Annotated in this window: 22 protein-coding genes; 15 read left to right on the top strand and 7 right to left on the bottom strand. The window is 51.3% G+C overall.

Going from position 1 to position 19,247, the window contains the following annotated elements; translation table 11 throughout:
• Nucleotides 1–114: 114 nt before the first annotated feature.
• Entirely contained in the window at nt 115–369 is a 255-nt protein-coding gene (locus ONV78_RS06330) for a hypothetical protein (RefSeq protein WP_279501991.1), read from the bottom strand.
• Nucleotides 370–531: 162 nt separating this feature from the next.
• Here ONV78_RS06330 and ONV78_RS06335 point away from each other — a divergent pair, with 162 nt between their 5' ends.
• Entirely contained in the window at nt 532–1,032 is a 501-nt protein-coding gene (locus tag ONV78_RS06335; RefSeq protein ID WP_279501992.1) for a hypothetical protein, read from the top strand.
• A gap of 9 nt (nt 1,033–1,041) precedes the next feature.
• Here the strand turns inward: ONV78_RS06335 and ONV78_RS06340 are convergent, their stop codons facing one another.
• Entirely contained in the window at nt 1,042–1,311 is a 270-nt protein-coding gene (locus ONV78_RS06340) for a hypothetical protein (protein ID WP_216735761.1), read from the bottom strand.
• A gap of 264 nt (nt 1,312–1,575) precedes the next feature.
• On the opposite strand from ONV78_RS06340, the gene dusA reads away from it, so the two are divergent.
• Both dusA and tal read left to right on the top strand, forming a co-directional pair.
• Nucleotides 1,576–2,595: a tRNA dihydrouridine(20/20a) synthase DusA gene (gene dusA / locus ONV78_RS06345; protein ID WP_279501995.1), complete on the top strand. Its 1,020-nt coding sequence runs from the start codon at nt 1,576–1,578 to the stop codon at nt 2,593–2,595.
• A gap of 27 nt (nt 2,596–2,622) precedes the next feature.
• Nucleotides 2,623–3,582 carry a transaldolase gene (gene tal, locus ONV78_RS06350; RefSeq protein ID WP_279501997.1) on the top strand — a complete coding sequence of 320 codons (960 nt, stop codon included), beginning with the start codon at nt 2,623–2,625 and terminating at the stop codon, nt 3,580–3,582.
• A 100-nt stretch (nt 3,583–3,682) separates the two neighbouring features.
• On the opposite strand, the gene ONV78_RS06355 is transcribed toward tal, so the two are convergent.
• Both ONV78_RS06355 and ONV78_RS06360 read right to left on the bottom strand, forming a co-directional pair.
• A complete protein-coding gene (locus ONV78_RS06355) occupies nt 3,683–4,378 on the bottom strand; it encodes an ABC transporter ATP-binding protein (protein WP_279501998.1) in 696 nt (231 codons plus the stop codon).
• Nucleotides 4,371–5,612 carry a lipoprotein-releasing ABC transporter permease subunit gene (locus ONV78_RS06360; protein ID WP_279502000.1) on the bottom strand — a complete coding sequence of 414 codons (1,242 nt, stop codon included), beginning with the start codon at nt 5,610–5,612 and terminating at the stop codon, nt 4,371–4,373. The genes ONV78_RS06355 and ONV78_RS06360 overlap by 8 nt, the downstream gene beginning before the upstream one ends.
• 176 nt (nt 5,613–5,788) lie before the next feature.
• Here ONV78_RS06360 and ONV78_RS06365 point away from each other — a divergent pair, with 176 nt between their 5' ends.
• The 9 genes from ONV78_RS06365 (at nt 5,789) to infA (ending at nt 12,921) form a co-directional block, all read left to right on the top strand.
• Nucleotides 5,789–6,400: a PilZ domain-containing protein gene (locus ONV78_RS06365; RefSeq protein ID WP_279502002.1), complete on the top strand. Its 612-nt coding sequence runs from the start codon at nt 5,789–5,791 to the stop codon at nt 6,398–6,400.
• A 132-nt stretch (nt 6,401–6,532) separates the two neighbouring features.
• Nucleotides 6,533–6,826 carry a hypothetical protein gene (locus ONV78_RS06370; protein ID WP_216735756.1) on the top strand — a complete coding sequence of 98 codons (294 nt, stop codon included), beginning with the start codon at nt 6,533–6,535 and terminating at the stop codon, nt 6,824–6,826.
• Nucleotides 6,827–6,864: 38 nt separating this feature from the next.
• Nucleotides 6,865–7,899, top strand: coding sequence for an agmatine deiminase family protein (locus tag ONV78_RS06375; RefSeq protein ID WP_279502004.1), 1,035 nt, complete (start codon nt 6,865–6,867; stop codon nt 7,897–7,899).
• Nucleotides 7,899–8,801, top strand: coding sequence for a carbon-nitrogen hydrolase (locus ONV78_RS06380; protein WP_216735754.1), 903 nt, complete (start codon nt 7,899–7,901; stop codon nt 8,799–8,801). The genes ONV78_RS06375 and ONV78_RS06380 overlap by 1 nt, the downstream gene beginning before the upstream one ends.
• A gap of 132 nt (nt 8,802–8,933) precedes the next feature.
• Nucleotides 8,934–9,842 (top strand): MoxR family ATPase, encoded by a 909-nt coding sequence (locus tag ONV78_RS06385; protein ID WP_127969729.1) that lies wholly within the window; start codon nt 8,934–8,936, stop codon nt 9,840–9,842.
• Nucleotides 9,843–10,025: 183 nt separating this feature from the next.
• Nucleotides 10,026–10,976 carry a thioredoxin-disulfide reductase gene (gene trxB, locus ONV78_RS06390; protein ID WP_127969728.1) on the top strand — a complete coding sequence of 317 codons (951 nt, stop codon included), beginning with the start codon at nt 10,026–10,028 and terminating at the stop codon, nt 10,974–10,976.
• Nucleotides 10,977–11,080: 104 nt separating this feature from the next.
• Nucleotides 11,081–11,785 carry a leucyl/phenylalanyl-tRNA--protein transferase gene (aat, locus tag ONV78_RS06395; protein WP_279502008.1) on the top strand — a complete coding sequence of 235 codons (705 nt, stop codon included), beginning with the start codon at nt 11,081–11,083 and terminating at the stop codon, nt 11,783–11,785.
• A 2-nt stretch (nt 11,786–11,787) separates the two neighbouring features.
• Nucleotides 11,788–12,492, top strand: coding sequence for an arginyltransferase (locus ONV78_RS06400; RefSeq protein ID WP_279502010.1), 705 nt, complete (start codon nt 11,788–11,790; stop codon nt 12,490–12,492).
• 210 nt (nt 12,493–12,702) lie between these two features.
• Nucleotides 12,703–12,921, top strand: a complete 219-nt coding sequence (gene infA, locus ONV78_RS06405; protein ID WP_011396232.1) for a translation initiation factor IF-1 — start codon at nt 12,703–12,705, stop codon at nt 12,919–12,921.
• A gap of 156 nt (nt 12,922–13,077) precedes the next feature.
• Here infA and clpA read toward each other — a convergent pair whose 3' ends face one another.
• Together clpA and clpS are read right to left on the bottom strand one after the other, a co-directional pair.
• Nucleotides 13,078–15,357, bottom strand: coding sequence for an ATP-dependent Clp protease ATP-binding subunit ClpA (gene clpA, locus ONV78_RS06410; RefSeq protein WP_216735751.1), 2,280 nt, complete (start codon nt 15,355–15,357; stop codon nt 13,078–13,080).
• Between the two features lie 18 nt (nt 15,358–15,375).
• The gene (clpS, locus tag ONV78_RS06415; RefSeq protein ID WP_216735750.1) at nt 15,376–15,756 is read right to left on the bottom strand and encodes an ATP-dependent Clp protease adapter ClpS; all 381 of its coding nucleotides are present in this window, start codon (nt 15,754–15,756) and stop codon (nt 15,376–15,378) included.
• A 361-nt stretch (nt 15,757–16,117) separates the two neighbouring features.
• Here clpS and ONV78_RS06420 point away from each other — a divergent pair, with 361 nt between their 5' ends.
• Nucleotides 16,118–16,468, top strand: a complete 351-nt coding sequence (locus tag ONV78_RS06420) for a cold shock domain-containing protein (protein WP_127969723.1) — start codon at nt 16,118–16,120, stop codon at nt 16,466–16,468.
• A 209-nt stretch (nt 16,469–16,677) separates the two neighbouring features.
• On the opposite strand, the gene icd is transcribed toward ONV78_RS06420, so the two are convergent.
• Nucleotides 16,678–17,937, bottom strand: coding sequence for an NADP-dependent isocitrate dehydrogenase (gene icd / locus ONV78_RS06425; RefSeq protein ID WP_279502013.1), 1,260 nt, complete (start codon nt 17,935–17,937; stop codon nt 16,678–16,680).
• Between the two features lie 165 nt (nt 17,938–18,102).
• On the opposite strand from icd, the gene ONV78_RS06430 reads away from it, so the two are divergent.
• Nucleotides 18,103–18,711, top strand: a complete 609-nt coding sequence (locus ONV78_RS06430) for a pseudouridine synthase (protein WP_279502014.1) — start codon at nt 18,103–18,105, stop codon at nt 18,709–18,711.
• A gap of 21 nt (nt 18,712–18,732) precedes the next feature.
• Nucleotides 18,733–19,179, top strand: a complete 447-nt coding sequence (locus tag ONV78_RS06435) for an NUDIX hydrolase (protein WP_279502016.1) — start codon at nt 18,733–18,735, stop codon at nt 19,177–19,179.
• Nucleotides 19,180–19,247 lie beyond the last annotated feature (68 nt).

The following is a 19,247-nucleotide window of genomic DNA, read 5'->3' on the forward strand; positions in this document are numbered from 1 at the left end:
TCCGATCGCAGTCTGAATACTAAGAGATAGATGATTTGATAAGGGGTTGCAAGAACTCTGAGGGACTATGCGCCAGAGAAAGACGCATAGTACGCAGAGGAAACTCTAGTTGGGCTATCGATCTTTATCTTTCATAAAAACCAGAATAATCAAGCCTATCAGGCTGAACAACCCAAGAAATCCCCACACTCCAGAATACCCTTTGCTTTTCGCATACTGCCCGCAGCCCCACACAAAGAGGACAATGCCCAATAAGACGACAATAAAACCCATTGTTGGACTGGTGGCGCTCATGGACTTTCCCGCCAACTGCATTATGACGCCCAAGCCGACGCCGATATTGGTATTTCGTTTATGCTCGTAAATCATTTAATCATCTCAATTAATACTTTCATGGCGAGCACCGTCTAACGCAGTACTTTACGCGCCAACACTTTGCAGGCCGCGTATTTTATACTTACAAATCGAAAGGTGATGAAAAATTATCTTTATGAAATGTAAAATCTGACATTTACCATAGAGGTATCCTCCATGGTTATCGCACTCGCTATGCTGCTGTTTCTGGGATTCTTCCTGGCGGCGCCATTCTGGGTCTCGTTCCTGACTAAAAACGAGACCAAAGAGGGTCATTGGCTCTCAATCACTGCCAATTACATCAAGGGAGATCCACGCCATCATCTAGCTCTGGGCTACTCACCTTTCCTCTTTTCCGTGGGCGCAAACCTACTTTTCAGCCAAGATCCAGCGGACACACAAATAGAATCAGGCCTCTTGACTATCGGACTCGCAATTTTTTTCATTATAGGCAGAGAGCATCTGTCTCACGCTCTTCTTAAACGCAAGAGGGCTGGGCTCGTATCGATCGCTGCGTTTTTCGCCCTGTTCGCACTGGCTTACTTAACTGGCGCCGGCTGGATACATCTTATTTCTTGCGTTTTCTTCAGCGTCTTGATCTGTTTAATTTGGACGCCATACGCCCTTGTAATGGAAGCAACCTATGCGCATGACCTGAACAAAGACAAAGAAGGGTGAATAGCGTCGCTATGCCTCTCCATTCGAGGAAGAAATATCCGCCTTAATGGCCAAATAAAGTAACTTAATAAGCCCGCCAGCAAATACAGGCCCTGCCGTCGCAGCGATGACCACAGGGACTAGCATTCCAAGAGCCCCGTAATCTCTGACTTCTGTATCCATATATTCTCGGTACATAAATTCAACGCCCAGCATGAGAAGCAGCCCTCCAAGAACCAAAACCAAGGCGCTCAACCACTTCCATGAAGAGATAAGCAGCGGGGCGATAAAAGCGACCATAATAAATAGACCTACGCACGCTAACAGCAATACCGCCTCCCAATTGCTTTCCAGATAAAGTTACGGGCCTAAATCGTGACATAAACGTTACATAAGCCGTCACGAAGCTCACTGCCTTACAGCGACGGCCATGATATACTGCCCGCCAATTGACCAAATCAGGTCGCCCAAGAGCAAAAGGCGCAACAACGACTTCAGTTCGCTGCAAGCCTCCCCGTTTTTAGAGATGTAATAATGCCTGCAACTTCAGCAAACAACGCAGACATGACGAGCAATGATGGTCTTCGTCGCTTTTCCGTGGCCCCAATGATGGATTGGACGGACAGGAACTATCGTTACCTCGCCCGCCTCCTTTCCAAGCATACCTATTTATATACCGAGATGGTGACCACTGGAGCCATCATACATGGGGACCGTCATCGCTTCCTGGATTTCAACACGGAAGAGCATCCTGTCGCCGTGCAGCTTGGCGGCAGCAATCCTGATGAATTGAAGGAGTGCGCCAAGATTTGCGAAGACTGGGGCTATGATGAAATCAACCTGAATGTGGGATGTCCCAGCGACCGCGTACAGAACAATATGATCGGCGCCTGCCTGATGGGCTATCCTGAGCGAGTGGCGGAATGCGTGGCCGCCATGCGCTCCGCTGTTTCAATCCCGGTGACGGTCAAGCATCGCATAGGCATAGATGATCAGGACTCCGAAGAGTTCTTGTTGAATTTTGTCCGCACCGTCAAAGCAGCAGGATGCTCCACCTTTATCATTCATGCTCGCAAGGCGATTCTCAAAGGACTCAGTCCAAAGGAAAACCGCGAAATTCCACCGCTGATATATCCGCGCGCCTATATGATCAAGCAGACATTTCCAGAGCTTGAGATCATTATCAATGGCGGCATCAAAACCATGGACGAGTCGGAAAGCCACCTGCAGGAGGTCGATGGGGTCATGATCGGGCGCGAAGCCTATCAGCGCCCATGGATGCTGGCGGACGTGGACCATCGTCTGTTTCACACTCCGCCGCCAAGCTTCAGCGCTACGGATATCGGCTATCAGTTTTTAGAGTACATCGAACGCAACTATCAAAACGGCGTTGCGGTCTGGCATATGGCGCGACACGCGCTGGGTTTGTTTCATGGCCAAAAAGGTGGGAAACAGTTTCGCAGATATTTAAGCGAAAACGCCATCAAACGCACCGCCTCACCGACTGTTTTTAGAGAAGCTTTAGATATAGTATCTTCTTACAAACAGTCCAACTCTCTGAACACCGCCTCCGAGGCGGTCTGAAAGAACCAACCCAGGGATAAAAATACAATGGCTTTAAGCAAGCTCGAGCAATTACGCCAAATGACTTCCGTTGTCGCTGACACGGGCGATATCGAAGCAATCAAAAAGCACAAACCCGACGACGCAACCACCAACCCTTCGCTACTGTTGAAGGCAGCATCTCTTCCCGTCTACGAAAGCCTAGTCAATGACGCGCTCAACTATGGCAAGCAACAATCCGCTACGCCTGAAGAGGCCGTCGCCCACGCTATCGACTACTTGTCCGTATCTATCGGCAAAGAAATTTCAAAAGTCATTTCGGGGTATATTTCCACGGAAGTGGACGCTCGCTTGTCCTTTGACACTGACGCCACCATCGAAAAAGCCAAGCAGCTGATCAAGCTTTACAATGACGTCGGCGTTGGCAAAGACCGCATTCTGATCAAAATCGCGTCTACCTGGGAAGGTATTCGCGCTGCGGAAGTGCTGGAAAAGCAAGGCATTCGCTGCAACCTGACGTTGCTGTTCTCCTTCACTCAGGCGGTTGCCTGCGCCGAGGCTGGCGTATTCCTGATATCGCCTTTTGTTGGGCGCATCTATGACTGGTACAAAGCCAAGTGGAACAAAGACGAGATTTCCGTTGACGAAGATCCTGGCGTAGTGTCAGTCAAATCTATTTACGAGTTCTACAAATCACGTGGTTACAACACTATCGTAATGGGCGCCAGCTTCCGTCATGCTGGACAAATTGAAGCCCTGTCAGGCTGCGACAAGCTGACCATCAGCCCAGAACTGCTGAATGACCTGGAAGCTGATTCCGGCGAATTGACCCGCGCCCTATCCTCTGAGCAGCCTAGCGCCGAACGCGATGCGCCGATTACCGAAGCCGCTTTCCGCTGGGGGATGAACGAGGACACAATGGCGACCGAAAAACTGGCCGAAGGCATTCGCAAGTTCGCCGAAGATCAAGTTAAGCTAGAGCAGATGCTGCTCAAGAAAATGGGCTAAACCTGGCAGAGCTTCCAGGGTAACCCCAATAAAAAAGGCGGGCTTCTATAAAGAACCCGCCTTTTTTAATCCCGCAACGACATGCGCCGCAAAGGTTACTCTACAAAGAGTTGCGATCCACTTTCGCCAGTACGCCTTCTTTTAAGGAGTATTGTTCATCCATACGCGCCGCCAGCCCATAATCATGAGTCACCAGCACAAACGCGGTCTGATTCTGACGCACCAGATCCCATAACAGCGCCTGCACAGAATCCGCAGTATCCGGGTCCAGGTTACCGGTAGGTTCGTCCATCAAAACACAGGACGGCCTGGGAGAAAGCGCGCGCGCTATCGCCACACGCTGGCGCTCGCCACCAGACAACTGTCCAGGACGATGCTTAAGGCGGTGGGACAAACCCACTCGCTCCAGCCAGTATTCCGCTTCCTTTTTAGCTTCCTTGACCGCCACACCTCTCAACAACAAAGGCATGCAGACATTTTCCAGCGCACTGAACTCAGGCAAGAGGTGGTGAAACTGATAGACAAAACCCACGTGCGCGTTACGCAGTTTAGCCTTGGCTTTTTCATCCATGCCGTGCACGTCCTGTCCCGAGATGCGAATAGAGCCTGAACTTGGATGATCCAAAGCGCCCATAATATTCAGCAACGTGGACTTACCCGAACCGGATGCGCCGACAATAGCGACAGTCTGCTCCGGATAAAGCGAAATATTAACGCCACGCAGAACTTCGATAGACTCCTTCCCCTGAACATATACTTTATGCACAGATTGGCATTCCAATACTGGACTACTCATACCTCAACGCCTCCGCCGGCTCGATTTTGGACGCGCGCCATGCGGGATACATAGTCGCAACAAAGCTGATAGTCAGGGTTACTGCGCTAATCAACCCAACATCTCCCCATTGCAAATCAGAAGGGAGGTAACTGATGAAATACACATCGGAGCTTAGTAACTGAATACCCGCCACTTTCTCAAACCAGGCGATCATATCACTGATATTAAGCGCCAGCAGGCAACCTAGCAGCACCCCCAAGGCAGTGCCCACAACCCCTATAAACAGACCTTGGACCATGAAAATGCGCAGAATATTACCGGGGGTCGCCCCCATCGTCCGCAATATTGCAATGTCCGCTTTCTTGTCCGTCACAACCATTACCAGAGTGGAAACAATGTTAAACGCCGCCACCGCAACGATGAACATCAACAGCAATCCAACCATGGTCTTTTCCATTTGGATAGCTTGAAACAAATTACCGTGTGTCCGCGTCCAGTCACTTGCGTAGTACCCACTCCCTAATTCCGCCACAATTGTGCGGGACACTTTTGAAGCATCGAACAAATTCTTCAGCTTAAGTCTCACACCCTCAACAGAATCTCCCAAGCGCTTTATCTTGGCTGCATCTTCTATATTGATAATCGCCAGCGTACTATCCAGTTCCGCACCAACGCTGAATATCCCTTTCACTGTAAACCGCTTCATTCTAGGGAACACTCCAGCAGGAGTTACCGAAGCTTCGGGCAGTATGACCGTGATTTTGTCTCCCACTCTGGCGCGCATGTAGCTAGCCAAAATGTCGCCAAGAACAATACCAAACTCCCCAGGCTTCAAATCATCAAGACTGCCAGAGGTAATGTGATCCTGAACGATGGAAACACCTTTCTCCGCCTCGGGATCAATACCGTTGATCATGATTCCATGCACATTTCCCGACGCGGTGGCCATGCCTTGCGCATATACGAATGGGGCAACGCCTTCTACCTGCGGATGTTGCAAAGCAAACTCTTTGACCTCCTCCCAGCTACTCATAGGGTTATGGCTCTTAATCACCGCGTGCGGAACCATACCCAATATCCGCTGCCGCAACTCCCGGTCAAAGCCATTCATGACGGACATGACGGTAATCAGCACCAGCACTCCAAGAATCAACCCAATCATGGACGTCAAGGAGATAAAAGAAATAAAGTGGTTATCTCGCTTCGCCGAGGTATAGCGCAAGCCTATAAATAGAGATAAGGGTTTATACATCCACAGAGCACCTGGTATTAATGGTTGGCTTGTTGGCGGGCCTAAATCGCCGCCTGAAAGTGTGATCGGATGGGAGCGTCCGACTGGCCGCTTAAGATGATGAGTTAATTAGCCCAAATTAAGCGGCGTAAAACTATAATCTATTAATAAGTGTTTCACTACTACGGTTTATTAATATGTCCGATTCAGACGCCACATCAGATAACCGGAGGGATTATTATCGAATTCATGACCAGGCTTTGGTTGAGTATCAGGAACGCACTGCAAGCAATCACTCAATGGCGGAGTTCTATCGGCACCCTGTCTATTTCGAAATGCTGAACGAGTTGCAAAGCCTGGATCTGGAGACCTCCAAGCTGATGGGACATGTTGCGGAAAAGGACCGCTCCCTCGCTGCATTGCTGAAAGCGCTCAACAAAAAAGTCGACTTGATCGCCCGCACGCTCGCGCTGGTGGAGACGGACATCAATGAGGATAGACTGCAGTTTATCGACCTGAGCGAGGGCGGTATGGCCTTTGTCAGCCCCCGTCAGGAGCGTGCGGGACAGCAGCTGATTCTTAAGGCGACGCTAGTGCCCAGCTATATATCCATTCTGACCGAAGCGGAGGTCGTCAGCTCCGAGTCCGTCAGGGAGCATCCAGAGCACGTTCTAAGCCATGAACAAGAAAACGGCGACGGATTTATCACGCGAGTCAATTTCATTAATTTCAGCGAATCACAGCGACAAATCGTTGCAAGACACATTCTGAGAACCCAGCAACAGCAACGCAGGCGCCAACTGGAATAAGATGTCGCCATGACGCAAATCCAAGAGCATTACTCAATTAATGACAAAGACTTGCGTATGAAATTTTAAGTGTCTAATCAGCTAAATACAGCTAGACTAGTATGTTAAAGAAACGAATTTAGGAATAAGTCGATGCTAAATTCTTGGAATAAGTTATTCGCTGTCGCTTTAATCAGTCTCGCGCCATTGGCCAACGCCGATGAGCTAGTCACCCCCATCATGCAACAAGGCTCATCAAACGCCGGCATGGAAACGCCACGCACAGGCCTAACTATGAGCGCAGTGGAAAAACGCTACGGCAGCCCTTCTCATGTTAAAGGCCCGGTAGGCGACCCGCCTATTACGGTATGGGAGTACGGAAACTATTCCGTATATTTTGAGGGCGATCGCGTAATTCATACTGTACTTAAGCCTGTCAAACCGTAAACTACTCGCCCCTTAAACTGTTTACGATGGATTAACCAGTGAGCACTATTGTCCTGCCTCCTGAATGGGCGCCGCAGTGCGCCGTTCTGCTGACTTGGCCTCATGAGCAAACCGACTGGGCTGACCGCCTGGAAGAAGTTGACAGAACTTTTTTGGATATCGCCATTGCGGTATGCAAATACCAGAATCTGGTTATTAACTGTCAGTCATTTCCGCGCCTGGAGGCGATCGCCGACGCATTGCACGAAAACGGCGTACCTCCTGAAAAAGTGGCGCTGTTCTGCGCCCCGTCGAACGATACCTGGAGCCGGGACCACGGGCCTATCACCATTTATGACAATGACGAGCCGGTGCTGCTGGATTTCCACTTTAACGCCTGGGGCGGTAAGTTTGACTCCGAAAAAGACGACCAGATAACCGCTACGCTTTACGAGCTGGGCGCGTTTGATGGCGCAGCCTTGCGCCATATTCCTTATATTCTGGAAGGCGGCTCCATTGAAACAGATGGTCGAGGCACATTGCTAACCACCTCCGCCTGCCTGTTGACCCCAACGCGCAACCCGGACGCCACCAAGGAAAAAGTGGAAGCCGTCATGGCGGAACACTTGGGCATCCAACGCACTTTGTGGCTGGATCACGGCTATTTGGCCGGAGATGACACCGACAGCCACATTGATACGCTCGCCCGCTTCTGCGACGAACGCACTATCTGCTATGTACAGTGTCTGGACCCGGAAGATGAGCACTACGCGGAATTGTCTGCAATGGAAAAGCAATTGCAGTCATTCGTCGATGCGGACGGCGCGCCATACAAACTTGTTCCACTACCCATGGCGCGCGCCTGCTATGACGAAGACGGTCATCGCCTGCCAGCGACATACGCCAACTTCCTGATCATTAATGAGGCAGTCCTGGTTCCTGTCTACGACCTTCCCGAGGACGAGGCGGCGTTGAACGTCATTCAGTCATGCTTCCCTGACCGTACTATTGAAGCCATTGACTGCCGCAGCCTGATTGAACAGCATGGGAGCCTCCACTGCGTCACCATGCAATTACCAGAGGGAGTGATCTGATGAAAAAAACCACCTTACAGGTGGCGGCCCTCCAGCAGCAGAGCTTTCCCGAGAAAGAAAAAAGTCTTGCCCTGACGGCGGAGCTAATCGCCCAGGCTGCGGCGCAAGGCGCTGAATTGATTGTATTACAGGAGCTGCACGCCACCCTGTACTTCTGCCAAACAGAAGATGTGGACGTATTCAATTTGGCGGAGCCGATTCCCGGCCCGACTACCGAGTTTCTGTCCGAGTGCGCACGCAAGCACAATGTAGTGATCGTTGGCTCTTTATTCGAGAAGCGCGCACCAGGCCTCTACCACAATACGGCGGTCGTATTGGAGAAAGACGGATCATTGGTCGGCAAATACCGCAAAATGCATATTCCCGACGATCCCGGCTTCTACGAGAAGTTTTACTTCACGCCTGGCGATGCTGATGCCGAGGCGGGCTTCAAGCCAATCCAGACCTCTGTCGGCAAACTGGGCGTGCTGGTGTGCTGGGATCAGTGGTATCCCGAAGCGGCGAGATTAATGGCGCTGGCCGGCGCAGACATGCTGATCTATCCAACCGCTATCGGCTGGGACGTGCGCGACGATCAAGCCGAACACAAACGCCAACTGGACGCCTGGATCACCATTCAGCGCGCCCACGCAGTCGCCAACGGCTTGCCGGTAATCGTCGCCAACCGGGTCGGCCAGGAGCCTGATCCTTCACAACAGTCTCCCGGCAGCCTGTTTTGGGGCAATAGCTTTATCGCCGGCCAACAGGGCGAAATCCTGCGTCAGGCCGATGACTCAAGCGTGCAGATAATCGCCGCTGAGCTTGACCTGCAGCGCACGGATGATGTCCGCCGCATCTGGCCTTATCTGCGCGATCGCAGAGTAGACGCCTACCAAGACCTGACTCGTCGTTACATCGACTAGTTAGAGCCAGAAGTGGACTATACGTCCGCTTCTCTATTTAGCGCCCAAATTATCCTGGCGCGACTATAATTCTCAAACAGTCAGCGCTGCGCGCAGCCGACTGATGACCGTTAATCACTGATTGGACGAACCATGACAGAAACCGTCAGACAGGCCGTCGCACAGATTGGCAAAGTCGTTTTAGGTAAAGAGCACCAGATCAGGCTCGCACTCACCTCCCTCCTCTGCCAAGGGCACCTGCTGATAGAAGACCTGCCCGGCATGGGCAAAACCACACTTTCCCACGCCATGGCGCAAACGCTGGGCCTGAGTTACAACCGGGTGCAGTTCACCAGCGATCTGCTGCCGTCCGACCTGATTGGGATTAACCTTTTCGATAAGAACAAAAGCGAGTTCACTTTTCATAAAGGACCTCTTTTCGCGCAATTGGTGCTGGCCGACGAAATCAACCGCGCCACGCCAAAGGCTCAGAGCGCCTTGCTGGAAGCTATGGAAGAGCGCCAGATCAGCGTCGAAGGAACCACTTACACGCTTCCGAAGCCGTTCTTCGTCATTGCGACTCAAAATCCATCCGACCAGTCCGGCACCTTTTTGCTGCCGGAGTCGCAAATGGATCGCTTCTTCATGCGCATTCATCTCGGCTACCCACCGCCGGAAGCTGAACGTGAACTACTGAAAGGCAGTGACCGTCGCTCACTGCTGAGCAAGCTGCAACCTGTGATGCCGCCGGACGTGTTGGCGGATCTGCAAGCGAAAGTATTGGAAGTGCGAGCCACTGACCCGCTCATAGACTATATCCAGCGCATCATCGCCTATACTCGCAGCCACAGCGGCTTTAAAGACGGCATATCGCCTCGTGGAGCCATCGCACTCCTGCGCGCCGCCAAAGGTTGGGCATTACTGGAGGGACGCCAGCACGTGCTTCCTGACGACGTTCAGACCGTCCTGCCAGCTGTCGTCGAGCACCGGCTCGGAGGCTCAAGCCGCGCGGAACACTATCCGTTGTCGACGCAAATTCTGAGAGAGGTGACGGTGGTCTAAAAACCGCCTCCCCCATAATTACATGGCTCTATATGCCCCATAACCAAATATAATCAATCCAGTTAAACAAATATGGTACTTTAGGCGCATTATTTTTGATGCCTTCCAGCCACAGGGATCATTGGATACAGCGGCAAGGGGTCCGTACCAGGCATTGTTTTATTTCAGCATTAAGGAACGTCAATGAGTAAAGAAACCAGGCACATCAAACTGCTTATTCTAGGCTCCGGCCCCGCCGGCTACACCGCTGCGGTTTACGCAGCCCGCGCCAACCTGAATCCGGTCATTATCACCGGCATGCAAATGGGCGGACAATTGACCACCACCACGGATGTAGATAACTGGCCCGGCGACGATGCTGGCGTACAAGGCCCTGAGCTGATGCAGCGCATGCAAAAGCACGCGGAGCGCTTTGACACCGAAATCATTTTTGACCACATCAACGAAACTGACTTGAGCCAGCGCCCGTTCCGCCTGAAAGGCGACAACGGCGAGTACACCTGTGACGCGCTGATTATCGCCACCGGCGCCTCCGCGCAGTACCTTGGCCTGGATTCTGAAGAAGCATTTAAAGGCAAAGGCGTCAGCGCTTGCGCCACCTGCGATGGGTTCTTTTACCGCAAGCAGAAAGTCGCAGTTATCGGCGGCGGCAACACTGCAGTCGAGGAAGCGCTTTACTTGTCCAACATTGCAGCGGAAGTCACCCTGGTGCACCGCCGCGACAAGTTGCGGGCGGAAAAAATCCTGCAGGACAAACTGTTCGAAAAAGAGCAGAACGGCAATATCAAAATTGTCTGGGATCACACACTGGACGAAGTCCTGGGCGACGACTCCGGCGTAACGGGCCTGCGCCTGCGCAGCACCAAAGACGACAGCACTCAGGAACTGGAAGTGACTGGCGCATTTATCGCCATTGGCCACAAGCCCAATACCGATATTTTCGCTGGCCAGCTGGACATGAAAGACGGCTACATCAAAATTCGCTCCGGTTCTGAAGGCAATGCGACCCAGACCAGCGTACCCGGCGTATTCGCCGCAGGCGACGTTGCCGACCATATCTACCGCCAGGCGGTAACTTCAGCGGGCTTTGGCTGCATGGCCGCTCTTGACGCCGAGAAGTTCCTGGACCAATAATCCCACCGGGAATGCGACTAAACGCCCATTAATCCAAATGGGCGTTTTTGTTTACGCTTTCTTCGATATTGTGTATTAAAACAAGCCCAGCAAGATTCATTTCTATGCCCGCCCTACCCTGGTTAGATGAAAACCTATGGTTTCCTCATCCTGACAGCGCCTTGAAGGACCCAAACGGCCTGCTCTGTGTCGGCGGCGATCTCCATCCCGCCCGTTTACGTCTGGCGTATGAAAACGGCATTTTTCCCTGGTTCAGCGACGACCAACCGATACTTTGGTGGTCTCCCGATCCTCGCTGCATCATTCGACACGAAGACTTGCATATATCCCGCAGCATGCGCCGTTTTTTGCGTAACAGCGGACTTACTTACAGCTTCGACCAGCAGTTCAGTCAGGTAGTGCAATCCTGCGCCGCGCCTCGTTCCTACTCAGACGAAACCTGGATCACCCCTGACATGCTTCAGGCATATAGCTATCTCCATCAGATTGGCGTCGCCCACAGCATTGAAGTATGGCGGGAGTCCGAACTGGTTGGCGGATTGTATGGTCTCGCCATCGGACGCTGCTTTTTTGGCGAGTCCATGTTCTCCAGAGAAACCAACGCATCCAAAGCCGCATTCATCACCTTGGTCCGACAATTACACGCCTGGGGCTATCGATTAATTGACTGTCAGGTGCCCAATCCACACCTTCTCTCTTTGGGGGCTTGCCAGATTTCAAGAAAAGAGTTTTTATCTATACTAGAAATAGAGGTGCGAGCCGATTTCTCTCACCCCTGGAAGATGACGATAGACCCCACAGGCTGCTGACGATGTCGAACTTAAGGACTCTGGTTTTTTACGCCACGCCGGAACACCCGTGCAGTTACCTTGACGATCGCCTGGCCACCACCATGTTCGTGGACCCTAAAGCGGACATTAACGTGGATCTGTACACCCGGCTGTCACAACTGGGTTTCCGTCGCAGCGGCAACCACTACTACAAGCCTCGCTGCAATGGTTGCAACGCCTGCATCGCCGTGCGCATCCCCACGGATGAATTCAACCGTACGCGCAGCCAGGAACGCACCTGGAAGCGCAACTCAGACCTGACGGTACGTCTGCGCTCCGCTCAGTTCGAACAAGAGCACTTTGCACTCTACCAACGCTACATCAGCGCCCGACATCAGGACGGCGATATGTACCCACCCACGCTGGACCAGTATGAGTCATTCTTACTGGAGGCGCGGTCAGAAACTTTGTTTATCGAGTTCCGCCTGGACAACAAACTGCTCGCCATCGCGGTAACAGACAGAACCACAGACGGCCTCTCCGCAATCTATACATTCTTTGATCCGAATGAGGATAAACGCGCCCTTGGCGTCTACGCCATCTTGTGGCAACTCCAGTTCGCCCGCGAACAACGCCTCCCCTATTTATATCTGGGATACTGGATACGAGGCTGTCGAAAAATGTCCTACAAAACCAATTACCGCCCTATTCAAGTGTTAGTCAGAGATTCCTGGATTACTATTTAACGCCCAACTTTCATACATCTCCTGGCTACATAACACCCTTATCCCCGCGTCAACCCGAAAATTTTGCGAAATAGGGGCCGATTATCCAGATAATAAAGAATTGGCTTTTGCACTTTGGTTATAATTAAGGCAAAATTCGCTCTCTTAAAAAAGCGCTTACTATTTTTTAACTTTTTGCGCTTAACACGAATTTCATGAGGACAAAGCTGAATGGCGAAAGAAGGTAATATTGAAATGGAAGGGACCATCATTGACACCCTTCCCAATACAATGTTCAGGGTTCAACTCGAAAATGGTCATGTCGTTACTGCCCATATCTCCGGAAAAATGCGTAAAAACTACATCCGCATTCTGACTGGAGACAAAGTCAAAGTAGAAATGACCCCCTACGACCTGAGCAAAGGTCGCATCGTATACCGCGCCCGCTAATACCTCACATTAATTTTCCCAAATCGCCTCCTGAACTGTTTAACACGTTCTGTAGTTGGGAAAATTCGTAAATCACCAGCAACTATCTGGCGATTTAAGCAGGCGAAATAAAAAAGGGGCTTTTCGCCCCTTTTTTAGTTTCCAACACCCTTCCAATTAAGGCGTAGATTCGTCCAGCAGCTCACGCTCCGGCACATATTTAAAGTCCAACTTGTCGTCCTTCACACTGATAAACACGGTGCCGCCGCATTCCGCCAAATCTCCGAACAGGATCTGTTCGGCGAGAGGCTTCTTGATATTCTCCTGAATAAGTCGAGCCATGGGCCTCGCCCCCATCTTCTCGTCATATCCGTGCACCGCCAACCAGGCTTTGGCTTCGGTATCAAACTCAAGAAGGATGCGTTTCTCGTCCAATTGCGCCTGCATCTCGGTCAGGAACTTGTCCACCACATGAGTAATCGTAGTGGTGTCCAATGGGCCAAACTGAATGATTCCATCCAGACGGTTTCTGAACTCAGGCGTAAAGGTCTTGGTAATGATCTCCATACCGTCAGTCGTGTGGTCCTGAGAACGGAAGCCAATGGAGCGACGACTCATTTCCTCAGCGCCAGCGTTGGTGGTCATCACCAGAATGACGTGACGGAAATCCGCCTTGCGACCGTTGTTGTCAGTTAGAGTGCCGTGGTCCATTACCTGCAGTAGCAGGTTAAAGACTTCCGGATGCGCCTTCTCTATCTCGTCCAGCAGCAATACGCAATGAGGATTCTTATTAACCGCTTCGGTCAACAAACCACCCTGATCAAACCCGACATAGCCAGGAGGCGCGCCAATCAAGCGGGAAACAGTATGCCTTTCCATGTACTCAGACATGTCAAAACGCACCAGCTCCACACCCAGAATTTTGGCCAACTGACGAGTCACCTCCGTCTTACCAACCCCTGTAGGGCCAGCAAACAGGAATGAGCCTTCAGGCTTACCGTCCGACTTCAACCCCGCTCTGGAGAGCTTGATAGCGGTCACCAAGGCCTCAATTGCAGGGTCTTGGCCAAACACCACCATCTTCAAATTACGCTGCAGATTGCGCAGCTTGTCTTTGTCGGAAGAAGAAACGGTTTTTGGCGGAATCCTGGCGATTGACGCCACGACGCTCTCAACGATATGAATATCAATGATCTTGGCGCGATCAGCCTCGGGCTTCAGCCTTTGACTGGCGCCCGCCTCATCAATGACGTCAATCGCCTTATCCGGCATATGGCGATCATTGATATAGCGATCCGCCAAGTCCGCCGCGGAACGAAGCGCCGCGTCGGTATATTCAACTTCATGATGCTTCTCGAACTGTCTTTTGAGGCCCTTCAGAATCAGATAGGTATCGTTAACAGAGGGCTCCACCACGTCAATCTTCTGGAAACGACGCGCCAGGGCGCTGTCTTTCTCAAATATGCCGCGGAATTCAGTGAAGGTGGTTGAACCGATGCAGCGAATCTCACCGGAGCTCAACAACGGCTTCAACAGGTTTGATGCGTCCATAACGCCACCGGAAGCTGAGCCAGCGCCAATGATGGTATGAATTTCATCAATAAACAAAATGGACTTGGTTTGACGCTTCAATTCTTTCAATAACGCTTTGAAGCGTTTTTCAAAGTCGCCACGGTACTTGGTACCCGCTAACAGGGCGCCCAGGTCCAGAGAATAGACTACCGCATCTTTAATGATGTCCGGCACGTTACCTTCAACGATCTGTTTCGCCAAACCTTCAGCAATGGCGGTTTTACCAACGCCAGCCTCACCCACCAACAGCGGGTTGTTTTTGCGACGACGCGAAAGAATCTGCATGACTCTTTCCAGCTCTTTGTCACGACCGATTAAAGGATCAATCCGCCCCAGTCTGGCCTGCTCATTCAGATTGGTTGCGTACGATTCCAAAGGTTTTGAACCGCCGCCCTCTTCCAAGCCTTCCTCCTGGTGTTCGTGTTCCTCATCCTGTTCACGGTCGCCGGAAACTTTGGAAATGCCATGACTGATATAGTTAACCACATCAATACGAGCGACGTTCTGTTTCTTCAGGACGTACACCGCCTGACTTTCCTGCTCGCTAAAAATAGCGACCAGAACATTAGCGCCAGTCACTTCTTTCTTGCCTGATGACTGGACATGAAATACGGCTCTTTGAAGCACCCGTTGAAACCCAAGAGTCGGCTGAGTTTCCCGCTCTGGATCATTGTTCGGAATCAACGGCGTAGTCGAATCAACAAACTCCGAAAGCTCGTTACGCAGCTGACCCAGATCCGCGCCGCATGCTGTTAACACTTTCAGCGCAGAATCATTGTCGAGCAGGGCAAGCAAAAGGTGCTCGACCGTCATGAATTCATGACGTTTCTCGCGCGCGCTTTTGAAAGCTGCATTAAGAGTTAATTCGAGGTCTTTACTTAGCATTTGGCACCTCAGGAATGACTAATCCGCTCTTTCTATCTCACATAGCAGAGGGTGTTCACACTCGGACGAGTACTGGTTTACCTGAGCCGCCTTCGACTCAGCGATATCCCTGGTGAACACTCCACATACTGCACGCCCTTGGGTATGCACCGCCAGCATAACTTGCGTAGCCTTAGGTTCCGACATGTTGAAAAACGTTATCAACACCTCAACAACGAAGTCCATCGGTGTATAGTCGTCATTCAACATAACAACCTGATACATCGAAGGCCGCTTCAGCGCCGGTTTCTCAGGCGCTAGCGCTAGACTCCCGGGGTGGTCCCCATCTTGGTTCCCTTCATCCTCCAGGCCATCGTTGTCCTGATTTAATATTAGTAGACTATTTTCAACTTTACCCATAGCCGGATTGAATAATTTAGTTAAATTTTTACAGTAGTTCGTAACTTTCCGGCAACCAGCTCTGAGCTCTTTTTTGCAACACAATAACTGCCCGCCAACTACACTATACGCCAATTATAAAAGTGGAGTCGCCCCATCCAAACTTCAATGGGCCCAGCCTTTTGGCCGGTTACTTTCAATATGCGCTGCTTTATAATACTATCTGCTTTGGTAGCAAACTAGGCCGAGATACTCGAATTGTTGTACTGCTGCTACCGGTGCTTTAGTAGTAAAGCGAAAGTAGTAAAATTAGAGTGGACTGGCCAATAGACAAAAATAACTAGGGTAAAAGCCCATCTCTATGGAGACAAGGGAGTCGATCATGCCTCAAGGTAAAGTAAAATGGTTCAATAATGCCAAGGGCTACGGCTTTATCATCGCTGATGAAGGAAACGGCGATCTCTGCAAAGAAGATCTGTTCGTCCACTTCTCGTCAATCCAAATGGAAGGATATAAGACGCTGAAAGCGGGACAAGCTGTTAATTTTGACGCACAGCCCAGCGGCAAAGGATTCCACGCGGTCAATATTGTTCCGCTAGAATCCGAACCAGAAAAATCCTCGAACGATCCTGAAACGGAGACTGCGGAAGGCCCTGAAAGCGCCGCAAAAACCGAATCAGTCGAGAATAAATCAAAAGAGAATTCAAGAACGCCAATGGCCGCAAGCGCCTAGCTTAGCAACCATCCGGATACTTGAAATTCCAAACATGCTCCGGCTTGTACGGGGCGTGTTTTGCCCTGCTTGTGACATCAATCGGCCAAATCACCGCCTTTGCGCCATCATCTTTTATGTACGCTAGACCATGGCGATAAACATAAACGAGATGGCGAAAAAAAGCCCCGCTACCTGCGGGGCTTTTAGTTTCCGCTGTACGGAAAATCCTACTTCATATGCCTAATTACCGCATCGCCAAATTCAGAGGTTTTCAGCAATGTCGCGTCGGGCATCAAACGCTCGAAGTCGTATGTTACCGTTTTCGCTTCGATAGCGCCCGCCATGCCATTCAAAATCAGATCAGCCGCCTCTTCCCATCCCATATGACGCAACATCATCTCGGCGGAAAGAATTAACGACCCCGGATTCACCTTGTCCTGGCCAGCGTACTTGGGAGCCGTGCCATGCGTCGCTTCAAACAACGCCACACTGCCGCCAATATTCGCGCCTGGCGCAATGCCAATCCCCCCCACTTCCGCCGCCAAAGCGTCGGAAATGTAGTCGCCGTTCAGGTTCAGTGTCGCAATGACGCTGTAGTCTTCCGGGCGCATCAAGATTTGCTGCAGGAATGCGTCGGCGATAACGTCTTTAATAACAATCTGACGGCCGGTTTTTGGATTCTTGAACGCATGCCATGGTCCGCCATCCAGGGGTTCCGCCCCGAAGCGCTCCACCGCCAATTCATATCCCCAGTCCTTAAACGCCCCTTCCGTGAACTTCATAATGTTGCCTTTGTGGACCAGAGTCACTGATGGCTTGTCATTATCAATCGCATATTGAATCGCTTTTCTCACCAGACGCTTGGTGCCCTCTTCCGACACAGGCTTGATGCCGATACCGCAATTGTCGGGAAAACGGATTTTGGTGACGCCCATTTCTTCACGCAGAAAACGGATGATTTTTTGCGCTTCCGGACTATTCGCCTTCCACTCAATGCCAGCGTAGATATCTTCGGAGTTCTCACGAAAAATCACCATGTCGGTCTTCTGAGGCGCCACGACAGGACTGGGCACGCCTTTGAACCAGCGTACCGGGCGCATACAGACATAGAGATCAAGTTCCTGTCGCAGCGCGACGTTCAGGGAGCGAATGCCTCCGCCAACAGGCGTAGTCAGCGGTCCTTTGATACCAATAGAGTACTCCCGCAACACCTCCAAGGTTTCCTCAGGCAGCCAGTCATTGGGCCCATACACCTTGGTCGCCTTCTCGCCGGTATAGATTTCCATCCAGGCGATGGCGCGTTTGGAGCCATAGGCTTTTTCAACGGCCGCATTGACAACTTTGATCATTGGAGGGGTAATGTCGACGCCAATCCCATCGCCTTCGATGAAAGGTATAATTGGATGATTGGGGACATTCATGGACAGGTCCGCGTTTACTGTGATTTTGTCACCGTCGGCAGGAACTCTGATCTTTTGGTATCCCATTCTCTACTCCGTAGGTTTAAGGTTTGTGTTATTCCATAATATCGAACAGAAAGAAGCTTCCACCGAACGGCGTGAAGCGGGAGCGCTTTGTAGTTTTATTACCGCGCTCATAGTATAGCACTGCAAAAACCGTAATTTTATTACAGAAGTTGGTGACTCCAAGCAATGGCTACTTTAGTCGTATTCAACAAGCCCATGAACGTTCTGACTCAGTTTAACGACTCTCAGGGACGCGACACCCTGTCCAACTATATCGACAAACCCGGCGTGTACGCCGCAGGCAGACTGGATTACGACTCTGAGGGATTACTGCTGCTGACGGATGACGGCGCGATTCAAGCGCGCATCAGTCAACCGAAATTTAAACTCCCGAAAACTTACTGGGTGCAAGTCGAGGGCGTCATTGGCGAGGCCGCATTACGTAGACTGGAGAAAGGGGTAATGCTCAATGACGGCCCTACCCGCCCTGCTCACGCCAGCCTCATCAGCCCTCCCGAGGTCTGGGAGCGTGATCCTCCCATCCGGCAACGTAAAAATATCCCCACCAGCTGGATCGCCCTGACCCTCTTTGAAGGCAGAAACAGACAGGTGCGACGCATGACCGCCGCGGTAGGGTTTCCAACCCTGCGTCTGATCCGATACAGTATTGGCCCCTGGAGCATTAATGGCTTAGAACCAGGAGAGTGGCGGGAAGAACACGTTCATGCGCCGCAGAAAGCGCAAACATCCAGTCGCAGAAACCCTCAGAAAGTCGTTCGTTTCAAAAAACGCTAATCAAATATTCGGAGCATTTTTATGGTGTGGCGTCCCAGAGCTGTCGTGGCCGCGATCATTCCCCAAGACGATAAATTCCTGTTCGTAGAGGAAGAGATTAATGGGCGCGCCGTTCTGAATCAGCCCGCCGGCCATATCGAAAAAGGCGAAAGCATATTTGACGCAGTTCTACGTGAGACGCTGGAAGAAACCGGCTGGGAAGTGGAACTGGAAAATTTTGTCGGCATATATGTCCTGAATACACCCGACCCGGAGACGGTTTACCATCGCTACTGCTTCAGCGCTCGCCCCTTAAGACAAACCGGACGCACGCTGGACCCGGACATCACCGCCACCCACTGGCTCTCGCCTGCGCAACTCATCAATGGCGATATCCCTCTGCGCAGCGATCTGGTCAGGCTGTGTCTGGAAGATTATCTTGCAGGTCGCCGCCTTCCTCTGGATACGATTCGCCACCACAGAATCTAAGGCTTGCGCCCAAAATCTAACGCCAGTTAATGAAACTTTAGAAATCTTGCCGGCGGACGCCTATAATA

It is taken from the genome of Hahella sp. CR1 (assembly GCF_029813005.1).
GTDB lineage: Bacteria > Pseudomonadota > Gammaproteobacteria > Pseudomonadales > Oleiphilaceae > Hahella.